This is a genomic window from Agromyces sp. Soil535, from assembly GCF_001428255.1.
Taxonomy (GTDB): Bacteria; Actinomycetota; Actinomycetes; order Actinomycetales; family Microbacteriaceae; genus Agromyces.
Genome location: NZ_LMRW01000024.1, coordinates 100,444 through 124,531, shown reverse-complemented (window position 1 = coordinate 124,531; position 24,088 = coordinate 100,444). Strand labels below are relative to the sequence as shown.

General features: G+C 70.6%; 25 protein-coding genes. 20 read left to right on the top strand and 5 right to left on the bottom strand.

All coding sequences use genetic code 11. The features are described 5' to 3' along the window. The first annotated feature begins 14 nt into the window (after window positions 1-14). From mftD to mftF, 3 genes are read left to right on the top strand one after another with little or no spacing between them, the layout of a single operon-like run. Window positions 15-1,313: a pre-mycofactocin synthase MftD gene (gene mftD / locus ASG80_RS15820; RefSeq protein WP_082590484.1), complete on the top strand. Its 1,299-nt coding sequence runs from the start codon at window positions 15-17 to the stop codon at window positions 1,311-1,313. 9 nt (window positions 1,314-1,322) lie between these two features. Continuing rightward, window positions 1,323-2,105 carry a mycofactocin biosynthesis peptidyl-dipeptidase MftE gene (gene mftE, locus ASG80_RS15815; protein ID WP_056732404.1) on the top strand — a complete coding sequence of 261 codons (783 nt, stop codon included), beginning with the start codon at window positions 1,323-1,325 and terminating at the stop codon, window positions 2,103-2,105. After that, complete coding sequence (gene mftF, locus ASG80_RS15810; RefSeq protein WP_056732402.1) at window positions 2,102-3,517, top strand: mycofactocin biosynthesis glycosyltransferase MftF; 1,416 nt, start codon at window positions 2,102-2,104, stop codon at window positions 3,515-3,517. The genes mftE and mftF overlap by 4 nt, the downstream gene beginning before the upstream one ends. Before the next feature lie 31 nt (window positions 3,518-3,548). Here the strand turns inward: mftF and ASG80_RS15805 are convergent, their stop codons facing one another. Next, window positions 3,549-4,619: an LLM class flavin-dependent oxidoreductase gene (locus ASG80_RS15805; RefSeq protein WP_056732400.1), complete on the bottom strand. Its 1,071-nt coding sequence runs from the start codon at window positions 4,617-4,619 to the stop codon at window positions 3,549-3,551. Window positions 4,620-4,740: 121 nt separating this feature from the next. On the opposite strand from ASG80_RS15805, the gene ASG80_RS15800 reads away from it, so the two are divergent. The 4 genes from ASG80_RS15800 to ASG80_RS15785 all read left to right on the top strand — a co-directional run bounded on the left by ASG80_RS15800 (window position 4,741) and on the right by ASG80_RS15785 (window position 7,129). After that, window positions 4,741-4,938, top strand: coding sequence for a hypothetical protein (locus tag ASG80_RS15800; RefSeq protein ID WP_056732399.1), 198 nt, complete (start codon window positions 4,741-4,743; stop codon window positions 4,936-4,938). A 69-nt stretch (window positions 4,939-5,007) separates the two neighbouring features. Beyond that, the gene (locus ASG80_RS15795) at window positions 5,008-5,577 is read left to right on the top strand and encodes a TetR family transcriptional regulator (RefSeq protein ID WP_082590480.1); all 570 of its coding nucleotides are present in this window, start codon (window positions 5,008-5,010) and stop codon (window positions 5,575-5,577) included. After that, window positions 5,574-6,350, top strand: coding sequence for an ABC transporter ATP-binding protein (locus ASG80_RS15790; protein WP_056732397.1), 777 nt, complete (start codon window positions 5,574-5,576; stop codon window positions 6,348-6,350). The genes ASG80_RS15795 and ASG80_RS15790 overlap by 4 nt, the downstream gene beginning before the upstream one ends. Then, window positions 6,347-7,129 (top strand): ABC transporter permease, encoded by a 783-nt coding sequence (locus tag ASG80_RS15785; RefSeq protein WP_056732394.1) that lies wholly within the window; start codon window positions 6,347-6,349, stop codon window positions 7,127-7,129. Before ASG80_RS15790 ends, ASG80_RS15785 begins: the two co-directional genes overlap by 4 nt. Window positions 7,130-7,141: 12 nt before the next feature. Here ASG80_RS15785 and ASG80_RS15780 read toward each other — a convergent pair whose 3' ends face one another. Genes ASG80_RS15780 through paaI form a run of 3 tightly spaced genes read right to left on the bottom strand, consistent with a single transcriptional unit; the run spans window position 7,142 to window position 9,620 of the window. After that, window positions 7,142-7,771: a TetR/AcrR family transcriptional regulator gene (locus ASG80_RS15780; protein ID WP_056732392.1), complete on the bottom strand. Its 630-nt coding sequence runs from the start codon at window positions 7,769-7,771 to the stop codon at window positions 7,142-7,144. Window positions 7,772-7,808: 37 nt separating this feature from the next. Next, complete coding sequence (paaK, locus tag ASG80_RS15775; protein ID WP_056732390.1) at window positions 7,809-9,146, bottom strand: phenylacetate--CoA ligase PaaK; 1,338 nt, start codon at window positions 9,144-9,146, stop codon at window positions 7,809-7,811. A 45-nt stretch (window positions 9,147-9,191) separates the two neighbouring features. After that, window positions 9,192-9,620 carry a hydroxyphenylacetyl-CoA thioesterase PaaI gene (gene paaI, locus ASG80_RS15770; protein ID WP_056732388.1) on the bottom strand — a complete coding sequence of 143 codons (429 nt, stop codon included), beginning with the start codon at window positions 9,618-9,620 and terminating at the stop codon, window positions 9,192-9,194. Between the two features lie 129 nt (window positions 9,621-9,749). Between paaI and paaA the strand changes: the two genes are divergently transcribed. From paaA to ASG80_RS15710, 12 genes are all read left to right on the top strand, one after another. Continuing rightward, entirely contained in the window at window positions 9,750-10,748 is a 999-nt protein-coding gene (paaA, locus tag ASG80_RS15765; RefSeq protein ID WP_056732876.1) for a 1,2-phenylacetyl-CoA epoxidase subunit PaaA, read from the top strand. Continuing rightward, window positions 10,748-11,053, top strand: a complete 306-nt coding sequence (gene paaB, locus ASG80_RS15760; RefSeq protein ID WP_056732386.1) for a 1,2-phenylacetyl-CoA epoxidase subunit PaaB — start codon at window positions 10,748-10,750, stop codon at window positions 11,051-11,053. The genes paaA and paaB overlap by 1 nt, the downstream gene beginning before the upstream one ends. Beyond that, window positions 11,050-11,916: a 1,2-phenylacetyl-CoA epoxidase subunit PaaC gene (gene paaC, locus ASG80_RS15755; RefSeq protein ID WP_056732384.1), complete on the top strand. Its 867-nt coding sequence runs from the start codon at window positions 11,050-11,052 to the stop codon at window positions 11,914-11,916. The genes paaB and paaC overlap by 4 nt, the downstream gene beginning before the upstream one ends. After that, window positions 11,910-12,563 carry a 1,2-phenylacetyl-CoA epoxidase subunit PaaD gene (gene paaD, locus ASG80_RS15750; RefSeq protein WP_082590477.1) on the top strand — a complete coding sequence of 218 codons (654 nt, stop codon included), beginning with the start codon at window positions 11,910-11,912 and terminating at the stop codon, window positions 12,561-12,563. The genes paaC and paaD overlap by 7 nt, the downstream gene beginning before the upstream one ends. Window positions 12,564-12,640: 77 nt before the next feature. Next, entirely contained in the window at window positions 12,641-13,777 is a 1,137-nt protein-coding gene (gene paaE, locus ASG80_RS15745; RefSeq protein ID WP_056732871.1) for a 1,2-phenylacetyl-CoA epoxidase subunit PaaE, read from the top strand. 49 nt (window positions 13,778-13,826) lie between these two features. Further along, window positions 13,827-14,612: an enoyl-CoA hydratase/isomerase family protein gene (locus tag ASG80_RS15740; protein ID WP_056732382.1), complete on the top strand. Its 786-nt coding sequence runs from the start codon at window positions 13,827-13,829 to the stop codon at window positions 14,610-14,612. 91 nt (window positions 14,613-14,703) lie between these two features. Next, on the top strand, window positions 14,704-16,476 hold the full coding sequence (locus tag ASG80_RS15735; protein ID WP_056732381.1) for a cell wall-binding repeat-containing protein: 1,773 nt from the start codon (window positions 14,704-14,706) through the stop codon (window positions 16,474-16,476). A gap of 14 nt (window positions 16,477-16,490) precedes the next feature. Beyond that, window positions 16,491-18,101, top strand: a complete 1,611-nt coding sequence (locus ASG80_RS15730; protein WP_162256642.1) for a cell wall-binding repeat-containing protein — start codon at window positions 16,491-16,493, stop codon at window positions 18,099-18,101. Window positions 18,102-18,120: 19 nt separating this feature from the next. Beyond that, the gene (locus ASG80_RS15725) at window positions 18,121-18,324 is read left to right on the top strand and encodes a hypothetical protein (RefSeq protein WP_056732378.1); all 204 of its coding nucleotides are present in this window, start codon (window positions 18,121-18,123) and stop codon (window positions 18,322-18,324) included. Between the two features lie 21 nt (window positions 18,325-18,345). Next, the gene (locus tag ASG80_RS15720) at window positions 18,346-19,983 is read left to right on the top strand and encodes a hypothetical protein (RefSeq protein ID WP_056732377.1); all 1,638 of its coding nucleotides are present in this window, start codon (window positions 18,346-18,348) and stop codon (window positions 19,981-19,983) included. Between the two features lie 137 nt (window positions 19,984-20,120). Then, window positions 20,121-21,335, top strand: a complete 1,215-nt coding sequence (locus ASG80_RS15715; protein ID WP_056732376.1) for an ATP-binding protein — start codon at window positions 20,121-20,123, stop codon at window positions 21,333-21,335. Between the two features lie 2 nt (window positions 21,336-21,337). Then, on the top strand, window positions 21,338-22,201 hold the full coding sequence (locus ASG80_RS15710) for a sulfurtransferase (protein WP_255355602.1): 864 nt from the start codon (window positions 21,338-21,340) through the stop codon (window positions 22,199-22,201). 12 nt (window positions 22,202-22,213) lie between these two features. Here the strand turns inward: ASG80_RS15710 and ASG80_RS15705 are convergent, their stop codons facing one another. Then, window positions 22,214-23,023 carry a class I SAM-dependent methyltransferase gene (locus tag ASG80_RS15705; RefSeq protein ID WP_056732374.1) on the bottom strand — a complete coding sequence of 270 codons (810 nt, stop codon included), beginning with the start codon at window positions 23,021-23,023 and terminating at the stop codon, window positions 22,214-22,216. Between the two features lie 107 nt (window positions 23,024-23,130). On the opposite strand from ASG80_RS15705, the gene ASG80_RS15700 reads away from it, so the two are divergent. Further along, on the top strand, window positions 23,131-24,087 hold the full coding sequence (locus tag ASG80_RS15700; protein WP_056732373.1) for an FKBP-type peptidyl-prolyl cis-trans isomerase: 957 nt from the start codon (window positions 23,131-23,133) through the stop codon (window positions 24,085-24,087). Window position 24,088 lies beyond the last annotated feature (1 nt).

The following is a 24,088-nucleotide window of genomic DNA, read 5'->3' as shown; positions in this document are numbered from 1 at the left end:
AAGGGAGACGGACGATGAGCAACGACTGGTTCGAGACGGTGGCCGAGGCGCAGCGGCGCGCGAAGCGGAGACTGCCGAAGTCGGTGTACGGCGCGCTCGTCGCCGGCTCGGAACGAGGACTGACGACCGAGGACAACCTGCGCGCGTTCGCCGAACTGCAGTTCGCGCCGCACGTCGCCGGGCACCGCGCCGGGCGGAAGCTCGACACCACCGTGATGGGCATCCCCGTGTCGTTGCCCGTCATCATCTCGCCCACGGGCGTGCAGGCGGTGCATCCCGACGGGGAGGTGGCGGTGGCGCGTGCGGCGGCGAACCGCGGCACGATCATGGGGCTCAGCTCGTTCGCGTCGAAGCCCATCGAGGAGGTCACGGCGGCCAACCCGAACACCGTCTTCCAGGTGTACTGGAGCGGCAGTCGGGAGACGATGGTGCACCGGCTCGACCGGGCCCGGGCCGCCGGGGCGAAGGGGCTCATCGCCACGCTCGACTGGTCGTTCTCCCACGGGCGCGACTGGGGGAGCCCATGGATCCCCGAGAAGCTGACACTGAAGGCGGCCATGCGATTCGCGCCGCAGGCAGTCACCCGGCCGGCCTGGCTCATCGACTACCTGAAGACCGGACGGGTCCCCGACCTCACGACGCCGAACCTGGCACCGGCCGACGGCGGGCCCGCGCCCACCTTCTTCGGTGCGTACGGCGAGTGGATGTCGACGCCCCCGCCCACCTGGGACGACGTCGCCTGGCTCCGCGAGGAGTGGGGCGGCCCGTTCATGCTGAAGGGCGTCTCGCGTATCGACGACGCGAAGCGCGCAGTCGACGCCGGCGTGACGGCGATCTCGGTCTCCAACCACGGCGGCAATAACCTTGACTCGACGCCCGCGTCCATCCGCATGCTTCCCGGCATCGCGGAGGCGGTCGGCGGCCAGGTGGAGGTCCTCCTCGACGGCGGCATCCGACGCGGCGGGGACGTCGCGAAGGCGCTCGCGCTCGGTGCGCGCGCGGTCATGATCGGTCGGGCGTACCTCTGGGGGCTGGCGGCGAATGGACAGGCGGGGGTCGAGAACGTGCTGGACATCCTGCGCGGCGGCCTGGACTCCGCTGTGCTGGGTCTCGGACACGGTTCGATCGAGGAGCTCTCCCCCGCGGACTTCTACTTGCCGCCCGGCTTCCGTCGCGAGCTCGGCGCCGACTCCGATGCGGTCACGCCGCCGCGCCGGCCCGCCGCGCGGAAGGCTCGCCCGGCGACCCGCCGGAGCACGCGCGAACCCGCGGAGCCGCGTCCCGAAGACTCGGTCGCACTCGGCAACATCTGAGGCGGCCGCATGACCGGCCCCGGCGCGCCGCGCCTCGTCGACCGGCCGTGGCCCGACGTCGGCCGTCCGGTCGTGCTCGTGCCGCTCGGATCCACCGAGCAGCACGGGCCGCACCTGCCGCTCGACACGGACACGGTCGTGGCCTCCGCCGTGGCCGACGCGGTCGCCGCGCGGCTGCGGGCCGAGGGCGTCGACGCGGTCGTGACGCCCCCCATCGCGTTCGGGGCGAGCGGTGAGCACCAGGCGTTCCCGGGGACGATCTCCATCGGGACGCGGGCGCTGACGTTCCTCCTCCTCGAGTTCGGCCGGTCGGCGTGCGAGTGGGCGGAGCGGGTGGTGTTCGTGAACGGCCACGGCGGCAACGTCGAATCGCTCGCGACCGCGGTGCCGCTCCTCATCGATGAGGAGCGCCCGGCCTCGTGGCTGCCCTGCGTGCCGGGCCCCCATCCGCTCGGCCCCGACGTGCCGGTGGACGCCCACGCGGGTCGCTCCGAGACCTCGATCCTGCAGCGGCTCGACCCGTCGCGCGTGCGCGGCGATCGTCTCGAGGCGGGGGACACGCGCGCGATCGTCGACCTCATGCCGTTGCTCCGCGAGGGCGGGGTGCGCGCCGTCGTCGAGAACGGCGTCCTCGGCGACCCGCGCGCCGCATCCCCCGACGAAGGCGAAGTGCTGCTCGACGCGTTCGTCGCCGAGGCGTGGGCGCGGCTGCGGTGGGGTCGGGCCGACGGACGCGGATGCCTGCTGCGCGGCGACGACGGCACCGATCCCACGACCGGGGCCATCTCGTGACGGCACGCCTGCCCGACGGCTTCACGGTGCGCCTCAACCGCCACACCCGCGTGGTCGACGACGGCGCCGTGCTGGTCGGCGGCTCGCCCACCCGCATCTCGCGGCTGAAGCCGCTCGCCCGCGACCGCATCCACGACGGGGAGCTGATCGTGACGGATGCCGCGACGCGCGCGCTGGCCGACCACCTGCTCGCGACCGGCATGGCCGACCCGGTCGTGCACGCGCTGCCGCCGGGCGACCTTGCCCTGGCGACCGTCGTCGTCCCCGTGCGCGACCGGCCTCGGCAGCTCGACCGGCTGCTCGCGGGGATCGGCGGCGCCGTGCCGGTCATCGTGGTCGACGACGCCTCGATCGACCCTGGTGCTGTCGCAACCGTCGCCGCCCGTCGCGGCGCGAAGCTGCTCGCGCTCGGGCGGAACCTCGGGCCGGCGGGGGCGCGGAACGCGGGGCTCGCCCTGGTGTCCACGCCGTACGTCGTGTTCGTGGACTCCGACGTCGTGGTCGAGCCGGCGGCGATCGAGCTCATGCTCCGGCACTTCGCCGACCCGGCGCTCGCGATGGTGGCACCGCGCGTGCTCGGACTCGGGGACGGCGTGGGGGACGCGATCAGCGACGCGAACTGGATCACGAGGTACGAGGACGCCCGCTCGTCGCTCGACCTCGGGAGCGACTCCTCGAGCGTGCGGCCGCGATCGCCGGTCACCTGGGTGTCGAGCACCTGCCTGGTCGCACGGGTCGACGCACTGGGAGCGGGATTCGACGAATCGATGCGCGTCGGCGAGGACGTCGACCTGGTGTGGCGACTCGTCGAGGAGGGGCGGCGTGTGCGCTTCGAGCCCGCTGCCTCGGTGCGACACGAGCACCGTTCGACGCTGCGCGCCTGGCTCGGACGCAAGTTCTTCTACGGCACCGGAGCGCACCCGCTCGCGGAGCGCCACCCCGACGACATCGCGCCCGTCGTGCTGCCGCCGTGGGGTGCCGCCGTGCTCGTCGCGCTCGCGGCGCAGCGACGGTGGTCGATCCCCGTCGCCGCCCTGGTGCTGGCGGCCACCGCGGTCCGGATCGGCGGCCGGGCGACCGCCGTGCGGCATCCGTACCCCCTCGCCGCGCGCCTCACCGGGTACGGGCTCGTCGGGGCGGTCGCACAGGGATTCGCGCTGCTGCTGCGGCACTGGTGGCCGTTGACGGCGATCGGATGCCTCGTGTCGCGCCGGGTGCGGCGAGCCGTCCTCGTGGCATCCGTCGCCGACACCGTGTGGGAGTTCGCGCGCACGCGGCCGCGACTCGATCCCGTGCGGTTCGGGATCGCCAGGCGGCTCGATGACGCGGCCTACGGCGCGGGCGTGTGGTGGAGCGCGATCCGCGGACGGTCGCCGAAAGCGCTCTTGCCCGACCTGCGCCGCCGGCACTGACGAGCACCGGGGTGGGACGGCTCCCCGCGGCTCAGGTCGCCGGTTGCCACCCGATCGCGGGCGCCACGTGCTCGGCGATCGCGGCGAGGAGCCGCGTGTTGTAGTCCACCCCGAGCTGGTTCGGCACGGTGACGAGCAAGGTGTCGGCTGCCGCGACGGCGGCGTCCTTCGCGAGGTCCTCCGCCACCTGGTCGGGCTCGCCGATATAGCTCTTGCCGAACCGTGCGAGGCCGCCGTCGAGGAACCCGACCTGGTCCTGCGTGTCCGCGCCGATGCGGCCGCCGAAGTACTGGCGATCCTCGTCGGTGATGAGCGGGATGATGCTGCGCGACACGGAGACACGCGGGGTGCGCTCCCACCCGGCCTTCGCCCACGCGTCGCGGTAGAGATGGATCTGCTCGGCCTGCAGCTCGTCGAACGGCACGCCCGTGTCCTCGGTGAGCAGCGTCGAGCTCATGAGGTTCATGCCCTGCTCGGCCGTCCACTCCGCGGTGGCTCGTGTGCCGCTGCCCCACCAGATCCGGTCGGCGAGCCCGGGCGAATGCGGCTGGATCGGGAGCGTGCCGCTGGAGCCCGTCATCTGCGGGTTGGCGGGGGCGACGCCCGCGCCCGAGATCGCCGCACGGAAGACCTCGGTCTTCGCGCGTGCGAGGTCGGCGTCGGTCTCGCCCTCGGGCGGCACGAACCCGAACGAGTGCGCGCCGTTCAGCGCAGGCTCGGGCGACCCGCGGCTCACGCCGAGTTGGAGCCGCCCCTCGCCGCCGGCGTGTGCGCTGATGAGGTCGGCCGCTGCGGCATCCTCGGCCATGTACAGCGGGTTCTCGTACCGCATGTCGATGACGCCGGTGCCGATCTCGATGCGGCTGGTGCGCGCACCGATCGCGGCGAGCATCGGGAACGGGCTCGCGAGCTGCCGGGCGAAGTGGTGCACGCGAAAGAACGCGCCGTCGATGCCGAGCTCCTCGGCCGCGACCGCCAGCTCGATCGACTGCACGAGCGCGTCACGCGCGTCGCGGGTGGCCGATTGCGGTGACGGATGCCAGTGGCCGAACGAGAGGAACCCGATGCGCTTCTTCACACGCGGTACAGCGTCCTGCGGCATCCGCTCATTCCCGTCTCTCGGCCTTCTCGGCGCAGGCCGCACGAATACGGCATCTGCCGGATGCCGGGCGATCGCCTTAGGGAGGAGTTTAGAGGCAGATGACGACGAACCGGAGTGGAACATGTTGATCTCGGAACTCTCCTTCCCCCACCTGCAGGCGGCGCGCGAGGCGCGTCTCACCGACGAGCTCGAGCGGCGTCGTGTGGTGCAGGAGCGGCTCGCCGAGGCGCCGGTGGCGTCCGGGGCATCGAGTGAGCGGATGCCGCAGGTCGGCGTCCAGGCGATCGGCACCCGCAGCGCCGAGGCCTGCCCCGCCTGAGGTCTTCACGGTGCGGGCACGGCGACTCGGGTGATTGACGTCCATAATGTTAGTGGCTAACATTATGGCGTGACTGACACCCGGCAACGACCCTCGAAGCGCGAGCGCACCCTCGCGGCGCTCGTCGAGGCAGGCCTGGAGCTCTTCGAGCGCCAGGGCTACGAGCAGACCACCGTCGCCGAGATCGCCCGCGCTGCCGGCGTCACGGAGATGACGTTCTTCCGTTACTTCCCGGCGAAGGAGCACCTGCTGCTCGACGACCCGTACGACCCGGTGCTCACGGCGGCGATCGCCGAGCAGCCGCGTGACCTGCAGCCGTTCGTGCGGGCGGCTCGCGGCATCCGTGCGGCTTGGCGGGCGCTGCCCGAGCCCGAGACGCCGGTGATCCGGCGCCGGGTGCGTATTGCTGCGAACACGCCTTCGCTGCGCGGGGCGGTGTGGCGTTCGACGGGCAACACCGAGCAGGCGATCATCGAGCAGCTCGTCGCCGACGGGGCGTCGCCCGACGTGGCGCGAGTGGCGGCGGCATCCGTGCTCGCTGCGCTGGTCGCCGGGCTCTTCATGTGGGCCGACGAAGAGCGCAGCACCCTCGCCGATGCGATCGAACGGGCGCTCGACGTGATCGAGGTGGCGGCATGACCCCGCGCGAAAGCGCGGCGCTGCGTCTCGAGGGTCGCGGGCTCGTACGCCGGTTCCGCGGCGGGGCCGGCCTTCGCGGCATCGACCTCGGCGTCGCCTCGGGGGAGATCCACGCGATCGTCGGACTGAACGGCGCGGGCAAGACGACGCTCATGCGCGTGCTGCTCGGCATGCTCCGGCCCGACACCGGCGAGGTGCGCGTGGATGGCGTCGACCTCCGATCCGCGGATGCCGCGACCTGGGCGCGCGTGGGCCAGCTCGTCGAGCAGCCACTCGCGTACGGGGAGCTCACCGGGCGCGGCAACCTCGAGATCGCCGCGCGGCTGCACGGCATCGAACGGGGCTGCGTCAACAGGCTCGTGGACCACGCGATCGAGGAGTTCGACCTCGGGCGCTACGCCCGGGTGCGGACGAGTCGGCTGTCGCTCGGCAACCGCCAGCGGGTCGGTCTCGCGGCGGCCCTGCTGCACGAGCCGATGGTGATCGTGCTCGACGAGCCGACGAACGCCCTCGACCCCGCCGGCGTGATCCTGCTGCGCGAATCGCTGCTCCGGCGGGCTGCCGCCGGCGCCGGCATCCTCGTCTCGAGCCACCACCTCGACGAGGTCGCACGCGTGGCCGACCGGATCACGGTGATCAACGACGGCCGCGCGATCGGCTCGCTCGACCCCGACGGTGTCGACCTCGAACGCGCGTTCTTCGACCTCGTGCTCAGCGACGACGCAGCTCGCGACGACGCGGCTCGCGACGACGCCACTCGGAGCGCAGCATGAGCGCCCGCGTCGCACCACGCGGCCTCCTCCGCGCCGCGATCACCGTCGAGGCGCGCAAGGCGCGGTCGTCGCACGTCCTGCTGTGGACGACGGTGCTGGTCGTCGCCGGTGTGGGCGCGCTCACGCTCGGGATCCTCGCCGCCGTGGCATCCGGCGAGGAGCAGGTGATCGCCAAGCTCGGGCCGCTCGCGGGCGTGGGCGGCTGGGCCGGCCTCGTCGGCATCGTGGTCCAGATCACCGCCGCCGGCGGCCTCGGGGCGTTCGGCGTGGCACTCAGCTGGATGTTCGGCCGCGAGTTCGCCGACGGCACCGTGGCCGCGCTGTTCGCGATGCCGGTGCCCCGTGCCGCCATCGCCATCGGCAAGCTGATCGTGTACGCGATCTGGGCGGTCGGGGTCGCGGTGCTGCTCACGGGCGTCGTCACGGGCGTCGGGCTCATGCTGGGCTACGGGGTGACGGATGCCGCAGGGTTCGGCGAGCTCGCCCGACTCCCGCTGCTCGTGGTGCTCACGGCGCTGATCGCCGTCCCCGCCGCGTGGGCGGCTACCCTCGGGCGCGGCCTGCTGCCCGGCATCGCCACCACCATCGGGATCATCGTGGTCGCGCAGGTGCTCGCCATCGCCGACGTCGGCGCATGGGTGCCGATCGTGGCGCCGGCCCTCTGGGCGATCGCGCCCGACTCGGTGCCGGCCGCGGCGCTCCTCACCGTGCCGTCGGTGCCGCTCGTGTTCGGTGCCCTCTGCGCGCTGGCGTGGTCGCGGCTCCAGCTCGACCGCTGACCCGCAACAGCGTCAGCCGAGCAGCTCCTGCACCCGGTTCGACGTGGGCATGCGCAACCCGTCGAGCGCGACGGCGATGACGTCGTCGGCGAGCTTGTCGGCGTCCTCCCGGCCGCCCGGACGGTACCACTCGACGATCGAGTTGATCATGCCGAACAGCAGCCGCTCCACGACGCGCACGTCGATGTCGCTGCGGAGCGATCCCTCGGCCTGCGCCTCGGAGACGAGGGCGGTGACCCGCTTGTCGAATGCGCGTCGTCGCGAGAGCGCGCGCCGCTCCACCTCGGTGTTGCCGCGCACCCGGAGCAGCAGGGTCACGTAGGGGAGCTTGTCGACGAGCACGTGCACGGCACCGCGGAGCACGTGGTCGAGCCGATCGCCCGCGCGGCCGCCCGCGGCATCCGTCTCCTCGAGCACCCCCTCGAGCGCGCCCAGGGCGGTGTCGAGCGCGCGGTCGAGGATCTCGTCCTTCGAGGCGAAGTGGTGGTAGATCGCCGACTTCGAGAGGCCGAGGCGGTCGGCGAGCACGCCCATGGACGTCGCGTCGTAGCCGTACTGGATGAACGCGGCCACGGCGACATCGAGGATCCCCTGCTGGTCGTACCCGGGGCGTCCCCGCCGCAGCGTTCCGTTCTCAGACATCGCCCTCAGTCTCGCACCCCGTGCCCGGGGCATCCGCTCACTGGTTGCGCAGGTCGTAGACCCGCTTGTACTTGCCCTCGCTGCGCGGCAGCGTGCCTGGCTCCTCGAGCTGCACGGCGACGGTCGAGCCGATGTGCACCTTGATCCGCTCGACGAGCACGACGGTGGCCGCCTCGCAGGTCTCGCGTGAGAGGTCGGGGTGGCGCTCGATGCGCACCTTCAGCGCATCCATCCGCCCCTCCTTCGTGAGCTCGAGGATGAAGTGCGGCGTGAGCTGCTCGATGCCGAGCACGATCTCCTCGATCTGGGTCGGGAAGAGGTTCACGCCGCGCAGGATGATCATGTCGTCGTTGCGGCCGGTGATCTTCTCGATGCGGCGCATGCCGGGGCGTGCGGTGCCGGGCAGCAGGCGGGTGAGGTCGCGCGTGCGGTAGCGGATGACCGGGAACGCCTCCTTCGTGAGCGACGTGAACACGAGCTCGCCCATCTCGCCGTCGGGCAGCACCGCGCCGGTGTCGCCGTCGATGATCTCGGGGAGGAAGTGGTCCTCCCAGATGTGGGGGCCGTCCTTCGTCTCGAGGCACTCGTTGCCGACGCCCGGGCCCATCACCTCGCTGAGGCCGTAGATGTCGAGCGCGTCGAGGCCGAGGCGCTGCTCGAGCTCGTGCCGCATCTCGTTCGTCCACGGCTCGGCGCCGAGCACGGCGACCTTGAGGCTCGTCGAGCGCGGGTCGATGCCCTCCTTCACCATCGCGTCGGCGATCGTGAGCAGGTAGCTCGGCGTGCAGAGGATCGCGTCGGGCTCGAAGTCGCGGATGAGCTGCACCTGGCGCGCGGTCTGGCCGCCCGACATCGGGATGACCGTGGCGCCGAGCGCCTCGATGCCGGCGTGGGCGCCGAGCCCGCCGGTGAACAGGCCGTAGCCGTAGGCGTTGTGCACCTTCATGCCGGGTCGGATGCCGCTGGCCCGCAGCGATCGGGCGACGAGCGACGCCCAGCGTTCGAGGTCGCCCTTCGTGTAGCCGACGACGGTCGGGCGGCCCGTGGTGCCGCTCGACGCGTGGATGCGGGCGACCTGCTCCATCGGCACGGCGAACATGCCGAACGGGTAGGTGTCTCGCAGGTCGGCCTTGGTGGTGAACGGCAGCTTCGCGACATCCGACAGCGAGCGGATGTCGTCGGGGTGCACGCCCGCCTCGTCGAACTTGGCCGTGTACAGCGGAACGTGCTCGTAGGCGTGCCGCACGGTCTGCTGGAGCCGCTCGAGCTGCAGCGCCTCGATCTCGGCACGGCTCATCCGCTCCTCGGGGTCGAGCTGGTCGGCGGGCACCGGCTCGAGGCCGGAGACGGTGGGGGAGATGGTCGTCGTCGACACGGGGTGCTCCTGGTCTGGGATCGGTCTCGATGCGCGGCTTCGCCGCTACTCGACCGGCGTGGAGATGGTGCGGTTGGTGGAGAGGGATCGGCCGCGGAACTCGGCGACGGCGTCGCCGTGCTCGTCGACGACCGACACGTCGTAGAGTCCGGTGCGGCCCGACCGGGTGCGGCGGACCGCGGTCGCGGTGAGGGTCTGCCCCGCGACGGTGGACTTGAGGAAGGTGATGTCGGCGCCCGCCGCGACGGTGACGTTGTCGTCCTCGTTGCAGGCGATGGCGAAGGCCGTGTCGGCCAGGGCGAAGACGAGGCCGCCATGGGTGATGTGGAAGCCGTTCGTCATGTCGTCGCGAACGCGCATCGACACGACGGCGAGGCCGGGCTCGTCGCGCTCGACGATCATGCCGAGGGCGGCGGAGGCGAGGTCGCGGTCCATCATGGCGCGGTTCGCGCGCTCGGTCGCGGCATCCGTCATCTGAAGCTCCTCGTCGAGTTCCGTGCGCCGTTGCTGCAGCGCTCGAGATGACTATATACTAACTGAACGATCGGTTAGTAATACCGGATGTCACGAGCACCGGATGCCGCGAAGACACAGGAGTCGACGATGACCGCACCCGCAGACCTCAGCGTGGCCAGTCGCGAACAACATGGCGACGAGGCCGCCCAGGCGTTGTTCGACGACGTCATCGCCAGGGACTCGCGCATCGAGCCGCGCGACTGGATGCCGGAGGGGTACCGCAAGACGCTGATCCGCCAGATCTCGCAGCACGCGCACTCCGAGATCATCGGCATGCAGCCGGAGTCGAACTGGATCACGCGCGCGCCGAGCCTGAAGCGCAAGGCCATCCTCATGGCGAAGGTGCAGGACGAGGCGGGCCACGGGCTCTACCTCTACTCCGCCGCGCAGACCCTCGGCATATCGCGCGAGGAGATGATGCAGCAGCTCATCGAGGGCCGCGCGCGCTACTCGTCGATCTTCAACTACCCGACGCCGACCTGGGCCGACATGGGTGCGATCGGCTGGCTCGTCGACGGAGCCGCGATCTGCAACCAGGTGCCGCTCTGCCGCTGCTCGTACGGGCCGTACGGCCGGGCGATGGTGCGCATCTGCAAGGAGGAGTCGTTCCACCAGCGGCAGGGCTTCGAGATCCTGCTCGAGCTCATGCAGGGCACCGAGGCGCAGCGCGAGATGGCGCAGGATGCCGTGAACCGCTGGTACTGGCCCTCGCTCATGATGTTCGGCCCGCCCGACGACGAGTCGCCGAACTCGGCGCAGTCGATGGCGTGGAACATCAAGCGCTTCTCGAACGACGAACTGCGACAGCGCTTCGTCGGCATGCTCGTGCCGCAGGCCGAGGTGCTCGGCGTGACCCTGCCCGACCCGAACCTGGCGTGGAACGAGGAGGCAGGACGGTACGACATGAGCGAGATCGACTGGGACGAGTTCCATGAGGTGCTCGCCGGCCGTGGCCCCGCCAATGCGGAGCGCGTGCGCCGCCGTCGCGAGGCACACGAGGAGGGCGCCTGGGTGCGCGAGGCCGCCACGGCGTACGCGGCGAAGCAGGCCGCACGTGCTGCCGAGGCATCCGGGGCGGTGGCCTGATGTCGACTCCCGGAGAGATGGGAACCGAGGCCTGGCCGCTGTGGGAGGTCTTCGTGCGGGCGAACCGCGGCCTCTCGCATGTGCACGTCGGATCGCTGCACGCGCCCGACGCCGACATGGCCTTGCGCAACGCCCGCGATGTCTATACGCGGCGCAATGAGGGCGTGTCGATCTGGGTCGTGCCCGCCGTTGCGATCACGACGAGCGACCCCGATGCGAAGGGCGCGTTCTTCGAGAGCCCCGCGGGCAAGAACTACCGTCACGCGGTCTACTACACGAAGAGCGAGGGGGTGAAGCACCTGTGAGCAGCGATCTCGACCCGCATGTCGATGTGCACGGCGACGTCTCGGTCGACCGCCTGGCGCTCGCCGAGGAGTTCACCGGCTCGCAGGCCGGCGGTGCGGGGGCGACGGCGCCGGCGGATGCCGCGGAGTACGCCTTGCGGCTCGGCGACGACGCGCTCGTGCTCGCCCAGCAGCTCGGCATGTGGATCACCCGGGCCCCCGAGCTCGAGGAGGACGTCGCCCTCGGCAACATCGGCCTCGACCTCATCGGGCACGCACGCTCGCTGCTCCACTACGCCGGCACCGCGACCGGCCGAAGCGAGGACGACCTCGCCTACTGGCGTGACGAACCCGAGTGGCGCAACGCCTGGCTCTTCGAGCAGCCGAACGGCGACTTCGCCCACACGATCGCCCGGCAGCTCGTGGCATCCGTGTACCTCTTCGAGCTGTACGGCGCCCTCACGGCGTCGACCGACCCGACGCTCGCGGCGATCGCCGCGAAGGCGGTGAAGGAGGTCGACTACCACCGCGACCACGCCACGCAGTGGGTGCTGCGCCTGGCCGGCGGCACCGACGAGTCACGTCGCCGTATGAGCGTGGCCGTCGCCGACACCTGGCCGTACATCGACGAGCTGTTCGTCGACGACGAGCTCGTGGAGCGCCTCGCCGACGCGGGCGTCGCCGTGCTGCCGTCGACCCTGCGCCCGCGTTTCGACACCGTGATCGACGAGGTGCTCGCCGAGGCGGAGCTCGAGCCGCCGACCGGCCGCACCGCGTTCATCGCGTCGGGCGGAGGTCGTCGCGGGATCCACACGGAGCACCTCGGACCGATCCTCGCCGAGATGCAGGTGCTCGCCCGCGCACATCGGGGGGCGTCATGGTGACCGCCGCCACGGAGACGACCGTCCGGGTCGCCACGGGAGTTCCCCTCTCGGGAATCGGTAGACAAATCGACGAATCGACTGGTTCTGCGGCGGGAAACACCGCTCACACGTCCGGCGCGGTGCGCGAGGCATCCGTGGCCCGGCCCCTGCCCGACGACCCGGCCGCGCGCCGAGCGTGGGAGGTCGCAGCGACGGTGACCGACCCCGAGATCCCCGTGCTCACGATCGAGGACCTCGGCGTGCTGCGCTCGGTCGAGGTCGACGACGGCGGGGCCGTGCGTGTGCAGCTGACCCCGACGTACAGCGGATGCCCCGCCCTCGACGCGATGCGCGACGACGTGCTCCTCGCGCTCACGCATGCCGGGTACGCCGACGTGCGGGTCGACCTCGTGCTCGCCCCCGCGTGGACGACCGACTGGATGAGCGAGGCCGGCAAGGAGAAGCTGCGCCGCTACGGCATCCAGGCGCCGACCGGCCGTGCCGCAGCCCGCCCGGCGGGCCCGGTTCGCCTGCAGCTCGCGGTGAAGTGCCCCCGCTGCGACTCGCTGAACACCCGCGAGCTCGCCCGCTTCGGCTCGACGTCGTGCAAGGCGCTCTACGAGTGCCGCGACTGCCTCGAACCGTTCGACTACTTCAAGGTGCTCTGATGGCCGCGCGCAATCTGGGGTCGACGACGACCCGACCCGCGACGGGCCCCGCCGGCGTGCCGGCGACGGATGCCGCCATGGCATCCGCCTTCCTCCAGAGCACCGTCGGCGGCGAGCACGTGCCCAAGCGGCGTCGTGCCCGCTTCCATTCGCTCGAGGTCGCCGAGGTGCGGCCGCTCACGAAGGACGCCGTCGAGGTCACGTTCGCGGTGCCCGAGGCGCTCGCCGACGAGTACACGTACCTGCCGGGGCAGTACGTCGCGCTGCGTAGGGAGTTCGACGGCCGGGAGCTGCGTCGCAGCTACTCGATCTGCCGCCCCCCCGAGCGGGGCAGCATCTCGGTGGCGATCAAGCGCGACCTCGGCGGCGAGTTCTCGACGTGGGCGACGAGCGACCTCGCGCCGGGCGACGCGCTCGACGTGATGAGCCCGCAGGGCACGTTCACCTCGACCCTCGACGCGCTCGACGGCAAGCACGTCGTGGGCATCGCGGCAGGGTCGGGCATCACCCCGCTGATGGCGCTCGCCCACACGGTGCTCGCGCGCTCCGCGACATCCGAGTTCGAGCTCGTGTACACGAACCGGTCGACGCTCGACGTGATGTTCCTCGAGGAGCTCGCCGAGCTGAAGGACCGCTACCCGTCGCGGCTCGCGCTGCATCACGTGCTCTCGCGCGAGCAGCGCACCGCCCCGCTCCTCTCGGGGCGCATCGACGCGCCCAAGCTCGAGCAGATCCTCGACGTGCTGATCCGCCCCGAGACGGTGGACGAGTGGTTCCTCTGCGGCCCGTTCGAGCTCGTGCAACTCGCGCGCGACACGCTCGCGGCCAAGGACGTCGACACCTCGCATGTGCGCTACGAGCTGTTCACGACCGACGCCGACCGCGTCGAGCCTCGACACGGACGCCCCGTCGTGGTCGAACGCGGTGAGGCGACCGTGGCGATCGAGTTCACGCTCGACGGGCAGTCGTCGAAGGTCGAGAGCCCGGTGTCGGCGAACGAGTCGATCCTCAACGCGGCGCTGCGCGTGCGGCCCGACGTGCCGTTCGCGTGCGCGGGCGGCGTCTGCGGCACGTGCCGCGCCCGTCTCATCGAGGGCAGCGTCGCGATGACCGAGAACTACGCGCTGGAACCCGACGAGCTCGAGCGCGGCTATGTGCTCACCTGCCAGTCGCACCCGAAGTCCGACCGAGTCGTCGTCGACTACGACGTCTGACACCGGTAGCCTGCGAGCGGGTCGACGGCGACCCGGTGAACGGAGCATCATGATCGAACTGAGCGTGCACGACGGCGTCGCCGAGGTCGTGCTGAACGCCCCTGAGAAGCTCAACGCGCTCGACCCGGCGGGCATCGCCGAACTGTCGGATGCCTACACCGAGGCCGAGGCGGTCGCCGCAGGCGGGCGGGTGCGCGCGCTGGTGCTGCGGGGCGAAGGGCGCGCCTTCTGCGCCGGCCGCGACATCTCGGGCGTCGACCCCCGCGAAGACGACGTGCTCGGCTACCTCGGAGGACTCGTGCAGCCGCTCCTCGAGCGCATGGCCGCGTTCCCGGCGCCGACGTTCGCGGTCGCTCACGGTGCGTGCCTCGGCGTCGGCCTCGGGCTCCTCATCGCAAGCGACATCGTGTACGTCGCCGACACCGCCAAGATCGGCTCGCCGTTCGCGAACCTCGGCGCCACGCTCGACTCGGGCGGCCACGCGCTGTTCGTCGAGCGCCTCGGCGCGCACAAGACCATGGACCTCATCGTGACCGGCCGCCTGATGTCCGGCACGGAGGCCGTGGCATCCGGGCTGTTCTCGCAGGTGTTCCCGGCGGACGAGGTGACGGATGCCGCCCGCGCGGCGGCCCGCGCCGCGGCATCCGGGGCAACCCGGGCGTTCCTCGCGTCGAAGGCGCTCGTCGCGTCGCTGCGTGACGACCGGCTCGGGCTCTGGCAGTCGATGGATCAGGAGAACCGCGCCCAGGCCGCGCTGTGCGACACCGAGGACTACCGGGAGGGCTTCGCGGCATTCCAGCAGAAGCGCAAGCCGGAGTTCACGGGCCGCGGCTGAGCGTCTCGACTTCAAGACGTTCGGTGCCATATTCTTCGTCCACGGGTCCCGCGTCGCAGCGAGTCGACTCGCCCCTGACGAAAGTGATGACGTGACCCGATGCACGCAGCGGCGAGCTTTCGCCGCGCTCGTGAGCCTTGCCCTCGCGGTGGCCATGACCGCGACCCCCGCATACGCCGAGGAGCCGATCGGCGACGCCCCCGTGCTCCCGGTGGCCGAGCAGGCCGACGCCGCCGATCTGCCGGGACCCGGCGAGGTGCAGGTTCCGGACGCCCAGGCCGACGCCTTGTCCGCCGTTGACCCGGCGCCGACGCTGCCGCCGGTCTTCTGGCCGGGACACGGGGCCGAGAATGGACTCATCCATCTCACTGGCGCGCTGTTCGTGGAATCGCCGGACGGGGTCGTGCGGACGGGCTCGAGCGAGGTCCGACTCATGGCCGAGGACGCGCCAGGCGTCGTCATCTCGAGAATCCACGGCAGCACGTTCGCTTTCTACGACCTCCATCCGGGTCGCGAGTACTACCTCGAGTTGGGGTATGGAGAACAACCGGTCTACGTCGGCGCGATGCCGACGCCGTATCGTGAGGACGCGAGGTCCTTCACGGAGACGACGTACGAACTCGCGGTCGTGCTGCCCACGTTGGCGACGGTGTCGGGCACGATCGGTCCGGTGAGCCCGTCCCGGGAGCTCACCGTGCAGGCGTTGCGGTATGACGAGGCGCGCGGAGATTTCGATTCCATTGCGATCGACGGCACGTACACCGGGGATTACCGTTTCGGGGGGCTGTTCCCGGGCGTATACATCTTCCGCGGTTCGCAGGGAGCCTCGCCGAGAGCGCTGAGCGACGAGTACTACCCCGACGGCGACCACTTCGAGGACGCTGTGCCGCTCGAGATTGCGGCAGGTGCGACCGTGACCGAAATCGACTTCACCCTGCCGGAGGCGATGTGGTGGGTGTACCGGCTCGCTGGTGAAAACCGGTACGCGACGTCCGTCGAGATCTCGAAGGCGACGTTCGAACCCGGCATTCCAGTGTTGTACCTTGCGAGCGGGGCGAACTGGCCAGACGCGCTCAGCGCCGGGCCGGCCGCGTCCGCGCGCGGCGGATCGCTGTTGCTCACCGGCCCTACGACTCTGCCGGACGTGACCCGCGACGAGATCAAGCGCCTTGCCCCCCAGCGTGTGGTCGTCGTCGGATCATCGGCCTCCGTATCCGACGGCGTACTGGCGCAGGTCGAGGAGCTTGTGCCAGACGTGACAAGGATCGGGGGAGTGGACCGGTTCGACACCTCCCGCAAGCTGGTCGCTGACGCGTTCGGCCCTGGACCGTACGAAACGGTGTTCCTCGCGACCGGCGCGAACTTCCCTGACGCGCTATCCGCGGGACCGATCGCCGGGCGACTCGGCGTGCCGGTGCTCCTCGTGAGCGGCTGGACTGATCGGCTCGACGGACCGACGCGGACCGCGCTGGAATCGCTGGCCCCGAGAACGGTCTCCATCCTCGGGTCGACGGCGTCCATCTCCGATGGGATCGAGCAGGATGTCGCCGGAATGGTGGACTCCGTGCGCCGCTTCGGTGGCGTGGATCGGTTCGACACCAATATCTGGCTCAACAACGTCTATCTGTCGTCGCGGTACCTCGGGCTGTCGTACTTCGCGAACTCGAGCGGCTTCGCGGACGCACTCGCCGGCGCCACCGCCGCCGCGGCCTACGGAGCGCCGATCTATCTGACTCCGTCCACCTGCGTCCATGCTGGTCTCTTGGGCATGCTCGAGTCGAGGGAGTGGGACCGGGTCGTGCTGCTCGGCGGCGAGCCCTCGCTCGGACCGGCCGTCGCGCGCATGGAGTCGTGCGAATGGTGAAGCATTCCCGAACGATGACGGCGTTTGCGACCGCGCTCCTGACCACGTTCTCCCTCCTGATCACGACGGCCGCCGCCCAGGCTCAGGATGAAGCCGTCGGCGACACGTCGCTCTCTGGAACGGTGGTCGCGCTGGGGTCGGACGGACACGTGCTCGAGGAGCGGCGGTACGCCCAGGTTTCCGTTCACGGACTGGACGACGACCACTGGGAGACGAAATCCGGCTCGCCGTTCACGTTCGACGGCTTGACGGCCGGCAACCGATACGTCGTCGCTGCGCACCAGCAGTCGCCGTATGCGGGGGCGTTCGCTGGAGGCTCTCCCGACGAGGGGCACGCCCAGGTGTTCACCGCGACGACCGCCGGCATCCGCATCGAGCAACCCGTGGGTGCGCTGGCCACCGGCTCGATCCGGTACCTGGGCGGCTGGCTCGAGCAGGGGCTGTCGGTGACGGCGTATCGCGTCGATCCGGACACGGGTCGGTACCAGCTGGCCGACTTCGCCGAAGACGAGGGCGGCCGGTACACCTTCGATGCGCTGTACCCGGGGACGTATGTGTTCCAGGGACGAGAGGACTGGCACATCGACGGCCCCATCGCCGGCGACGTGTTCTGGTCGGGAGCCGACGATGTCGATCATGCCGTCCCGGTCACGCTGAGTTCGGGTGAATCGCGCACCGGGCTCGATCTCGAACTCGAGAGCTTCCGGTTCACGACCTCGCGCGTCGCAGGCCGCGACCGGTATGAAACCGCCGTGCTGGCGACGCGGCGAGCGTTTCCCAACTCCGTGCCGGTGCTCTACATCGCCAGCGGCGCCAACTGGCCGGACGCACTGAGCGCGGGTCCTGCTGCGTCCAAGCGAGGCGGTGCGCTGTTGTTGACGGACCCCGCCCGCCTCCCTGACGTGGTGCGTGACGAGGTGGCGCGGCTCGCTCCGGCCGAGGTCGTCGTCGTGGGCAGTGCGAAATCGGTCTCCGATCAGGTGATGGACCAGCTGCGATCCCTTGCCCCCGTAGTCCGCAGGATCGGGGGTTCAGACCGATACGAGACGTCGCGTCTCATCGTCCAGGATGCGTTCGGCCCTGGACCGCACCCGGACGCGTACCTCGCGACCGGGACGAACTTCCCGGATGCCCTGTCGGCCGCTCCTCTGGCAGGGTCCGTCAGCTCGCCGGTGATTCTCGTGTACGGCCCGGCGAAGACGCTCGACCCGGCGTCGAAAGCGCTGCTCTCGGCGCTTCGCCCGAGGGCGACGGAGATCATCGGAGGGTTCCCATCGGTGTCATTCGAACTCGAGCAGGACCTCATCGCCTCCGGTGCCGTCGAGTACGTGAGGCCGCGCGACGCCGGTCAGGATCGATACGCCACCAGCGAGCGACTCAGCAGGCGGATCAGCAGCGGCGCGGAGGCGACCGCGTACCTCGCGACCGGCACCGGGTTCGCCGATGCGCTCGGCGCAGCGACCGCCGCAGTCACCCAGCATGCGTCGATCGTCCTCACTCCAGCGCACTGCGTCCGTTCGTCGGCGTTGGACGGCTTCAAGGCTTCCTACGTCGACCGGCTCGTCGTCCTGGGAGGTGAGACGACGCTCGGGTCCGGTGTCGAGCAGCTCGCCGTGTGCCCGTGAGTCCCGAGCCGACACCGCGGTGTCGACGACGGTCGACGCGCGGGCGAACCGCGAGGGCTTCGCGGTGTTCCAGTCGCGTGGCTTCGGGATGGTCGCTGCCCGGGCGGCGGTGCGCTTACTGCGCCGCCGCCTGATCGTGCTCCTCGATGTCGCCACCCACGGGCGAGGCGATGCGGGTGGGCAGTCGAAGCCTTGTATACTTTCGCGGTTGCCCTCGAGCTGATGGACGGAGTGTGCGAAGGACGTGGATCATGCTGCAGCCCAGGAGGCGTCGACCCGAGCGGCGACGTGGTCCCGGCTCTGGCCGGAACTGCTGGCGTTCCTCGTCGCCCTCGCCTTCGCAGTCGGCGCCGTAGCCTCCGTCGTCTTCTCCGAGCGCGGGGCCGTGCTGTTCTACGACGGGGATTCCGTCCTCCTGGAGCTGGTGCACCGATCGATCCTCGCCGGTGAGGCACCGCACTGGGCGATGTCGGCGGTGCTCTTCGTGTTTCCCGAGATCCCGACCTACCTCCTCCTGCGTGCGGCGATCCCAGTACCCGAGGGTGCGGTCATGGTCAACGCGGTGCTGACCCTGTCGGTCCTGTACCTGCTCCTCCGACTGATCGCGGCGAGGCTGACTCCGGTGAGCATCCACGCGCGCTGGGCCGCGCTCGTGGGATCATCGTTGTTCGCGCTCTGCGTGTCGCTGGAGACCGGCACCGAGCGCGAGTCCTTCCAGCTGGCGTCGCTGCTCATCTTCCCGACGTACTACTACGGCGCGGTCCTGGTCTTCTTCGGCGTCCTCGGGTTGACGCTCGGCCTGCTTCGCACCGAAGCGCGGCGGGTCCCGGTCATGGCGGCGATCGCTGTCCTGACGGCCCTCGCGACCGCGTCCAACGCCCTCTACGCCCTCTGGGGTGTGGCGCCGATCGTCGCGGGCGCCCTGATCGCGAGCCTGCTGAAGCGCCTCCCCTGGCGGGACGCCGTCCTCCTCATGGGCCCGACACTCGTCGGCCTCGCCCTCGGCCTGATCGCGCGTATCCCGTTGGGTGTGTTCGCATCTCCGGCAGCCCTCCCCTACAACCATCCGGGGAAGCAGCTCGACGCCGCGATCTACTACCCTCGTGAGGCTGCGACGCTGCTGCTGCACGGCCGACGGGGTCCATTCGAGTTCATGCTCCTCGCCATCCTCCTGGCTGTCGCCGTGGTCGCGCTCATCGTCGTGCTTCGAAATCGTCGTCTCGGCCCGGTACCCGTGATCACGGCGCTCATCGGGGTCGGAATGCCCATCGGCATCTACCTCTTCAACGTGGTGGCGGGAACCGAGTCGACGCGCTACCTCCAGCCGTTCTACTTCGCGCCGCTGCTTTCCGTCCTGGTGCTGGTCGTCCAATTCCTGGAACGGCGACCGAGCCTCGGGAAGAGCCCTCGCCGCTGGCTCGCCCCGGTGGTCGCCGCCGTTGCCGCGGTGGCCGTCGTCGTTCCCGCCGTGGCGCTCGTGAACCGAGCGAGCCAGCCGTATCAGCGTGCCGATTGCCTCGAGGAATGGGTCGATGGGCGCGACGTCACGGGGCTCGGCCAGTTCTGGGAGTCTCGCGATCTCGCGGCCTACGGGTCACCCGATGTGGACCTCCTCCAGGTCCAGCCGAACCAGTACGCCTTCCCGTGGCTCGTGAATCTCGCGCACTTCTACGACGCGGAGCCGACGTACGTCGTGGGCAGTCCGGCGTGGGCGGCCAGCGTCGAGGACGAACTCGGTCCCCCTGCCGAGCGGATCGAGTGCGCCGACTACACGATCCTCGACTATGCCGGAACCGACGTGATCGACGTGCTCCACGAGCGGGCCGTTCTCGGTGCGCGTGCCACCGCAGTCCAGCAGGGCCTCATCGTCGCCGAGCGCTGACACGCCGCTCTTGCCGCCGACCGCCCTCCTCGTGTTCGCACCGCCTTCCGAACGGGCAGTCCACCGGCATGCGTTGTTGGATTTAGCGCGGTTTATGCCATCTTCCTAAAGCGTCCCAAAACTCATAAACTCTCTCCGTGGACGCCGTCAGCAACCCCTACACGCCGAACGCCGGTGCAGCCCCCGAGATCGTCGTCGGTCGTGACGACCAGCTCGAGGCATTCACGGTGCTGCTTCGACGCCTCGAGCGGGGTCGAGCCGAGCAGTCGATGATCATCACCGGCCTTCGCGGCGTCGGCAAGACGGTGCTCCTCGGAAAGTTCGGCGAGATCGCCCGTCGCGCCGGATGGGAGGTCGTCGAGATCGAGGCGTCGAAGCACGACGACACGCGCTTCCGGCAGGCGATGTTCTCGCAGCTCAAGGCGGCGCTCCTCCGCCTCTCGCCACGAGCCAGGTGGACACAGCGCGCCCGGTATGCGGCAGAAGTACTGAGTGCGTTCGCGGTCTCCGTGGATCAGAAGGGGACGTTCAGTGTGTCGTGGGACGTGCCCGCGGCTGAGGGAGCCGCCGACCACGGCGACCTGTCGATGGACCTCACCGATGTCCTCGTCGCGCTCGGGGAGGCGGCGGAGGAGCAGCACCGCGGCGTCGCCCTGCTCATCGATGAGGTGCAGTTCCTCGGGCGGAACCAACTCGAGGCGCTGATCCAGGCCGTGCACAAGACGGTGCAGCGTCGCCTGCCGATCACGTTCGTCGGTGCCGGACTGCCCCAGATCGCGGAGCTGGCCGGCGAGGCGAAGTCGTACGCCGAACGCCTGTTCAAGTTCCCGACCATCGGATCGCTCGAAGGTGAGGATGCGCGGAAGGCGCTGATCGAGCCCGCATTGGTCGAAGGCGTGTCGTACGACGAGGACGCGGTCACCATGGCGCTGAAGATCACGCAGGGTTATCCGTACTTCATCCAGGAGCTCGGGTACCAGGTGTGGGGCGTCGCTAGCGGGAACCGCGTGAGACGCGATGACGTGAAGGTCGCGCGGGACGCCTACGAGGCCAAGCTCGACAGCTCGTTCTTCCGTGTACGGCTCGATCGGGCGACGCCGCTGCAGACCGCGTACATGCGGGCCATGGCCGAGCTCGGCTCGGAGCCGCAGAAGGCTTCGGATGTCGCGCGGGTGCTTGGACGCGAATCCACCCAGGTCGGGCCGACGCGCGCCGAGCTCATCGACATGGGACTGCTCTACACCCCGGAACACGGTTACGCGGCATTCACGGTCCCCGACTTCGACAGGTTCATGAAGCGGGCCGTCCCGGAGTTGCACGTTCCCGAGATCCAGAAGCGGAGGAAGGACTGATCGTGCCCGCAGGTCCGATCCTCATCACCGTCGACGAGCTCGCCCGCCGCCTCGACGACGAGCGTGCCGGCCGGGCGATCACGCGCACCGTGGTGCTCGACGTGCGCTGGACCCTCGCCGAGCCTGACGGGCGACCGGCGTTCCGTTCAGGGCACATCCCCGGCGCGGTATACGTCGACCTCGATCGCGAGCTCGCGGATCACGACGTGACAGGACAGGGCCGGCATCCACTGCCCTCGGAGGCGGCCTTCACCGTGGCGATGCGGCGCTGGGGCCTGCACGACGGCGACACCGTCGTCGTCGCCGACGATGTGGGCAACCAGTCGTCGGCGCGCGCGTGGTGGCTGCTGCGGCACGCGGGCTTCGCCGACGCGCGGATGCTCGATGGAGCGCTCGCAGGATGGATCGCGGCGGGGCATCCGCTCGAGACGGGCGACACCGAGCCCGAGCAGGGCGATGCGACCGCGCACTTCGGGGCCATGCCCGTGATCGACGCCGACGGTGCCGCGACGTTCCCGGCCGGCGGCGTGCTGCTCGACGCGCGCGCCGCGAAGCGGTATCGCGGTGAGGTCGAGCCGATCGACCCGCGAGCCGGTCACATCCCAGGTGCCCGCTCGGCGCCGAGCGCCGGCAACCTCGACGCCGATGGGCGGTTCCTCGCACCCGAAGAGCTGCGGCGGCGGTTCGCCGCGGTCGGCATCATGCCCGGCACGCCGGCCGCCGCCTACTGCGGCTCGGGCATCACCGCTGCACACGAGGTCGCGGCGCTCGCGCTCGCCGGCGTGGACGCAGCGCTCTTCCCGGGGTCGTGGAGCCAGTGGTCCAACGAGGCGAACCGTCCGGTCGCGACCGGCGCCACGCCGTGAGCCTCGGCCCGCTCACTCGGGCCGGCGACCCACCGCGATGAGGGTCGTCACGTCGACGGTCTGCAGGCCACGCTCCTCGATCGCCGCGAGGTAGCGCTCGCGCACGCCCGCGACCTCAGCGTTGTCGAGCCCCGACATGACGGCCCGGAGCCCCGTGCCGCGCACCATGAGCCAGGCGAGTTCGGGCGTCAGGTCGAGGTGCCGCTGCACCGCCTCGGCGCGCACCTCGATGAGGCCGAGCTCCGTGAGCCAGTGCGCGAGGGTGCCCGCGGTATCCGCGAGCTCGGTCGTCGGCTGCGTGAGCTCCTCGAGCCCCTCGCTCCCCTCGGGCATCGCGCCCGCGAGCACTTCGGGCAGGGGCTCCCACGCGCCCCGCGCCCAGATCGTGATCGCCACGCGTCCGCCCGGGCGCGCGCGCTCGATGAGCCGCCGGGTGTCCGCATCGACGTCGGGGAAGAAGAAGATCCCGAGCACGCACTGCACGAGGTCGTAGCCGCGGGGCTCCCACTCGGTGACGTCGGCGACGTGCAGGTGCAGCTGCGGCATCCGTTCGCCGGCGCGCTTGCGCGCGAGCTCGATCAGGGGCTCGGCGATGTCGACCGCATCGACGTGGCCGCCGACGCCCACCAGCTCGGCCGTGGGCAGCGCGGATGCCCCGTCGCCGCAGCACGCGTCGAGCACCCGTTCATCGAACTGCGGATGCGACCGCGACACCGCGGCCGTCGAGATCGGATTCCAGAGCACCTCGTCGAGTTCCGCGAACGATTCCGCCACCCTGCCGAACTCCCCCGCGAAATCGGGTACCGTCGTCGTGTCCCCCATGTGCCCATTCTCGCCCTGATCTGGTGGAAATCGAAGTCTCAGGCAATCGAGAGCGAGAACGGGCAGACTGGGAGTTCGCGTTCCCTATCGAAACGAGACACCCCCTCATGAATCGTGCCCTGCGCCGTGGTGCGCCCGTCGCGCTCGCCTCCGCCGCCGCACTGCTCCTCGCGGGCTGCGCCAGCAGCTCCGCGCCCGATGCGTCCGAGACGCCATCCGCAGCGGATTGCATGGACGTCTCATCGGGCTCGCTCAGTGACGGCGTGACCGTCGATGGCGAATTCGGCGCGTCGCCGACCGCCACGTTCACCACGCCCATGGCGGCCGAGGAGCTCGAGCGCACGGTCGTCATCGAGGGCGACGGCGAGACGACGACCGCGGGCGATGACGTCAACGCCATCGTGAGCGCGTTCTCGGGTACCACGGGTGAGCAGGTCTTCTCGCAGCCGGCCACGATCAAGGCGGGAGACGACACGGTGTTCGAGGCGTTCCTCGCCGGCATCGACTGCGTGCCGACTGGCTCGCGCACGGTGACGGTGGCGCCGGCCTCGACCCTCTACGGCGACACGGGCAACGAGACCATCGGGGTTGCGCCCGGCGAGACCATGGTCATCGTCGTCGATGTGCAGGAGCCGCTGAAGCCCGCCGAGTGGACCGAGAACGTGCCCGAGGTGAAGTTCGGCGCCGAGGGCGAGGCGCCCACCGTGACGCTGCCCGACACCCCGCCGCCCGCCGAGTACCAGCTGAAGGTCCTCGAGGAGGGCGATGGCGCCGAGGTGCAGTCGGGCGACAACGTCACCCTGCACTACCAGGGCACCAGCTGGGACACCGGCGAGGTCTTCGACCAGAGCTACGGCGGCGACCCGGCCCAGTTCACCACCGACGCGGTGATCCAGGGCTTCGGCGCGGCGCTCGTCGGCCAGAAGGTCGGCACGAAGCTGATCGTCACCATCCCGCCGCAGTACGCCTACGGCACGGATGCCTCGGGCGGTGAGCTCGCGGGCCAGACGCTCGTGTTCCTCGTCGAGATCGAGGACACCGCGCCCGCGACCGACGCGCAGTAGT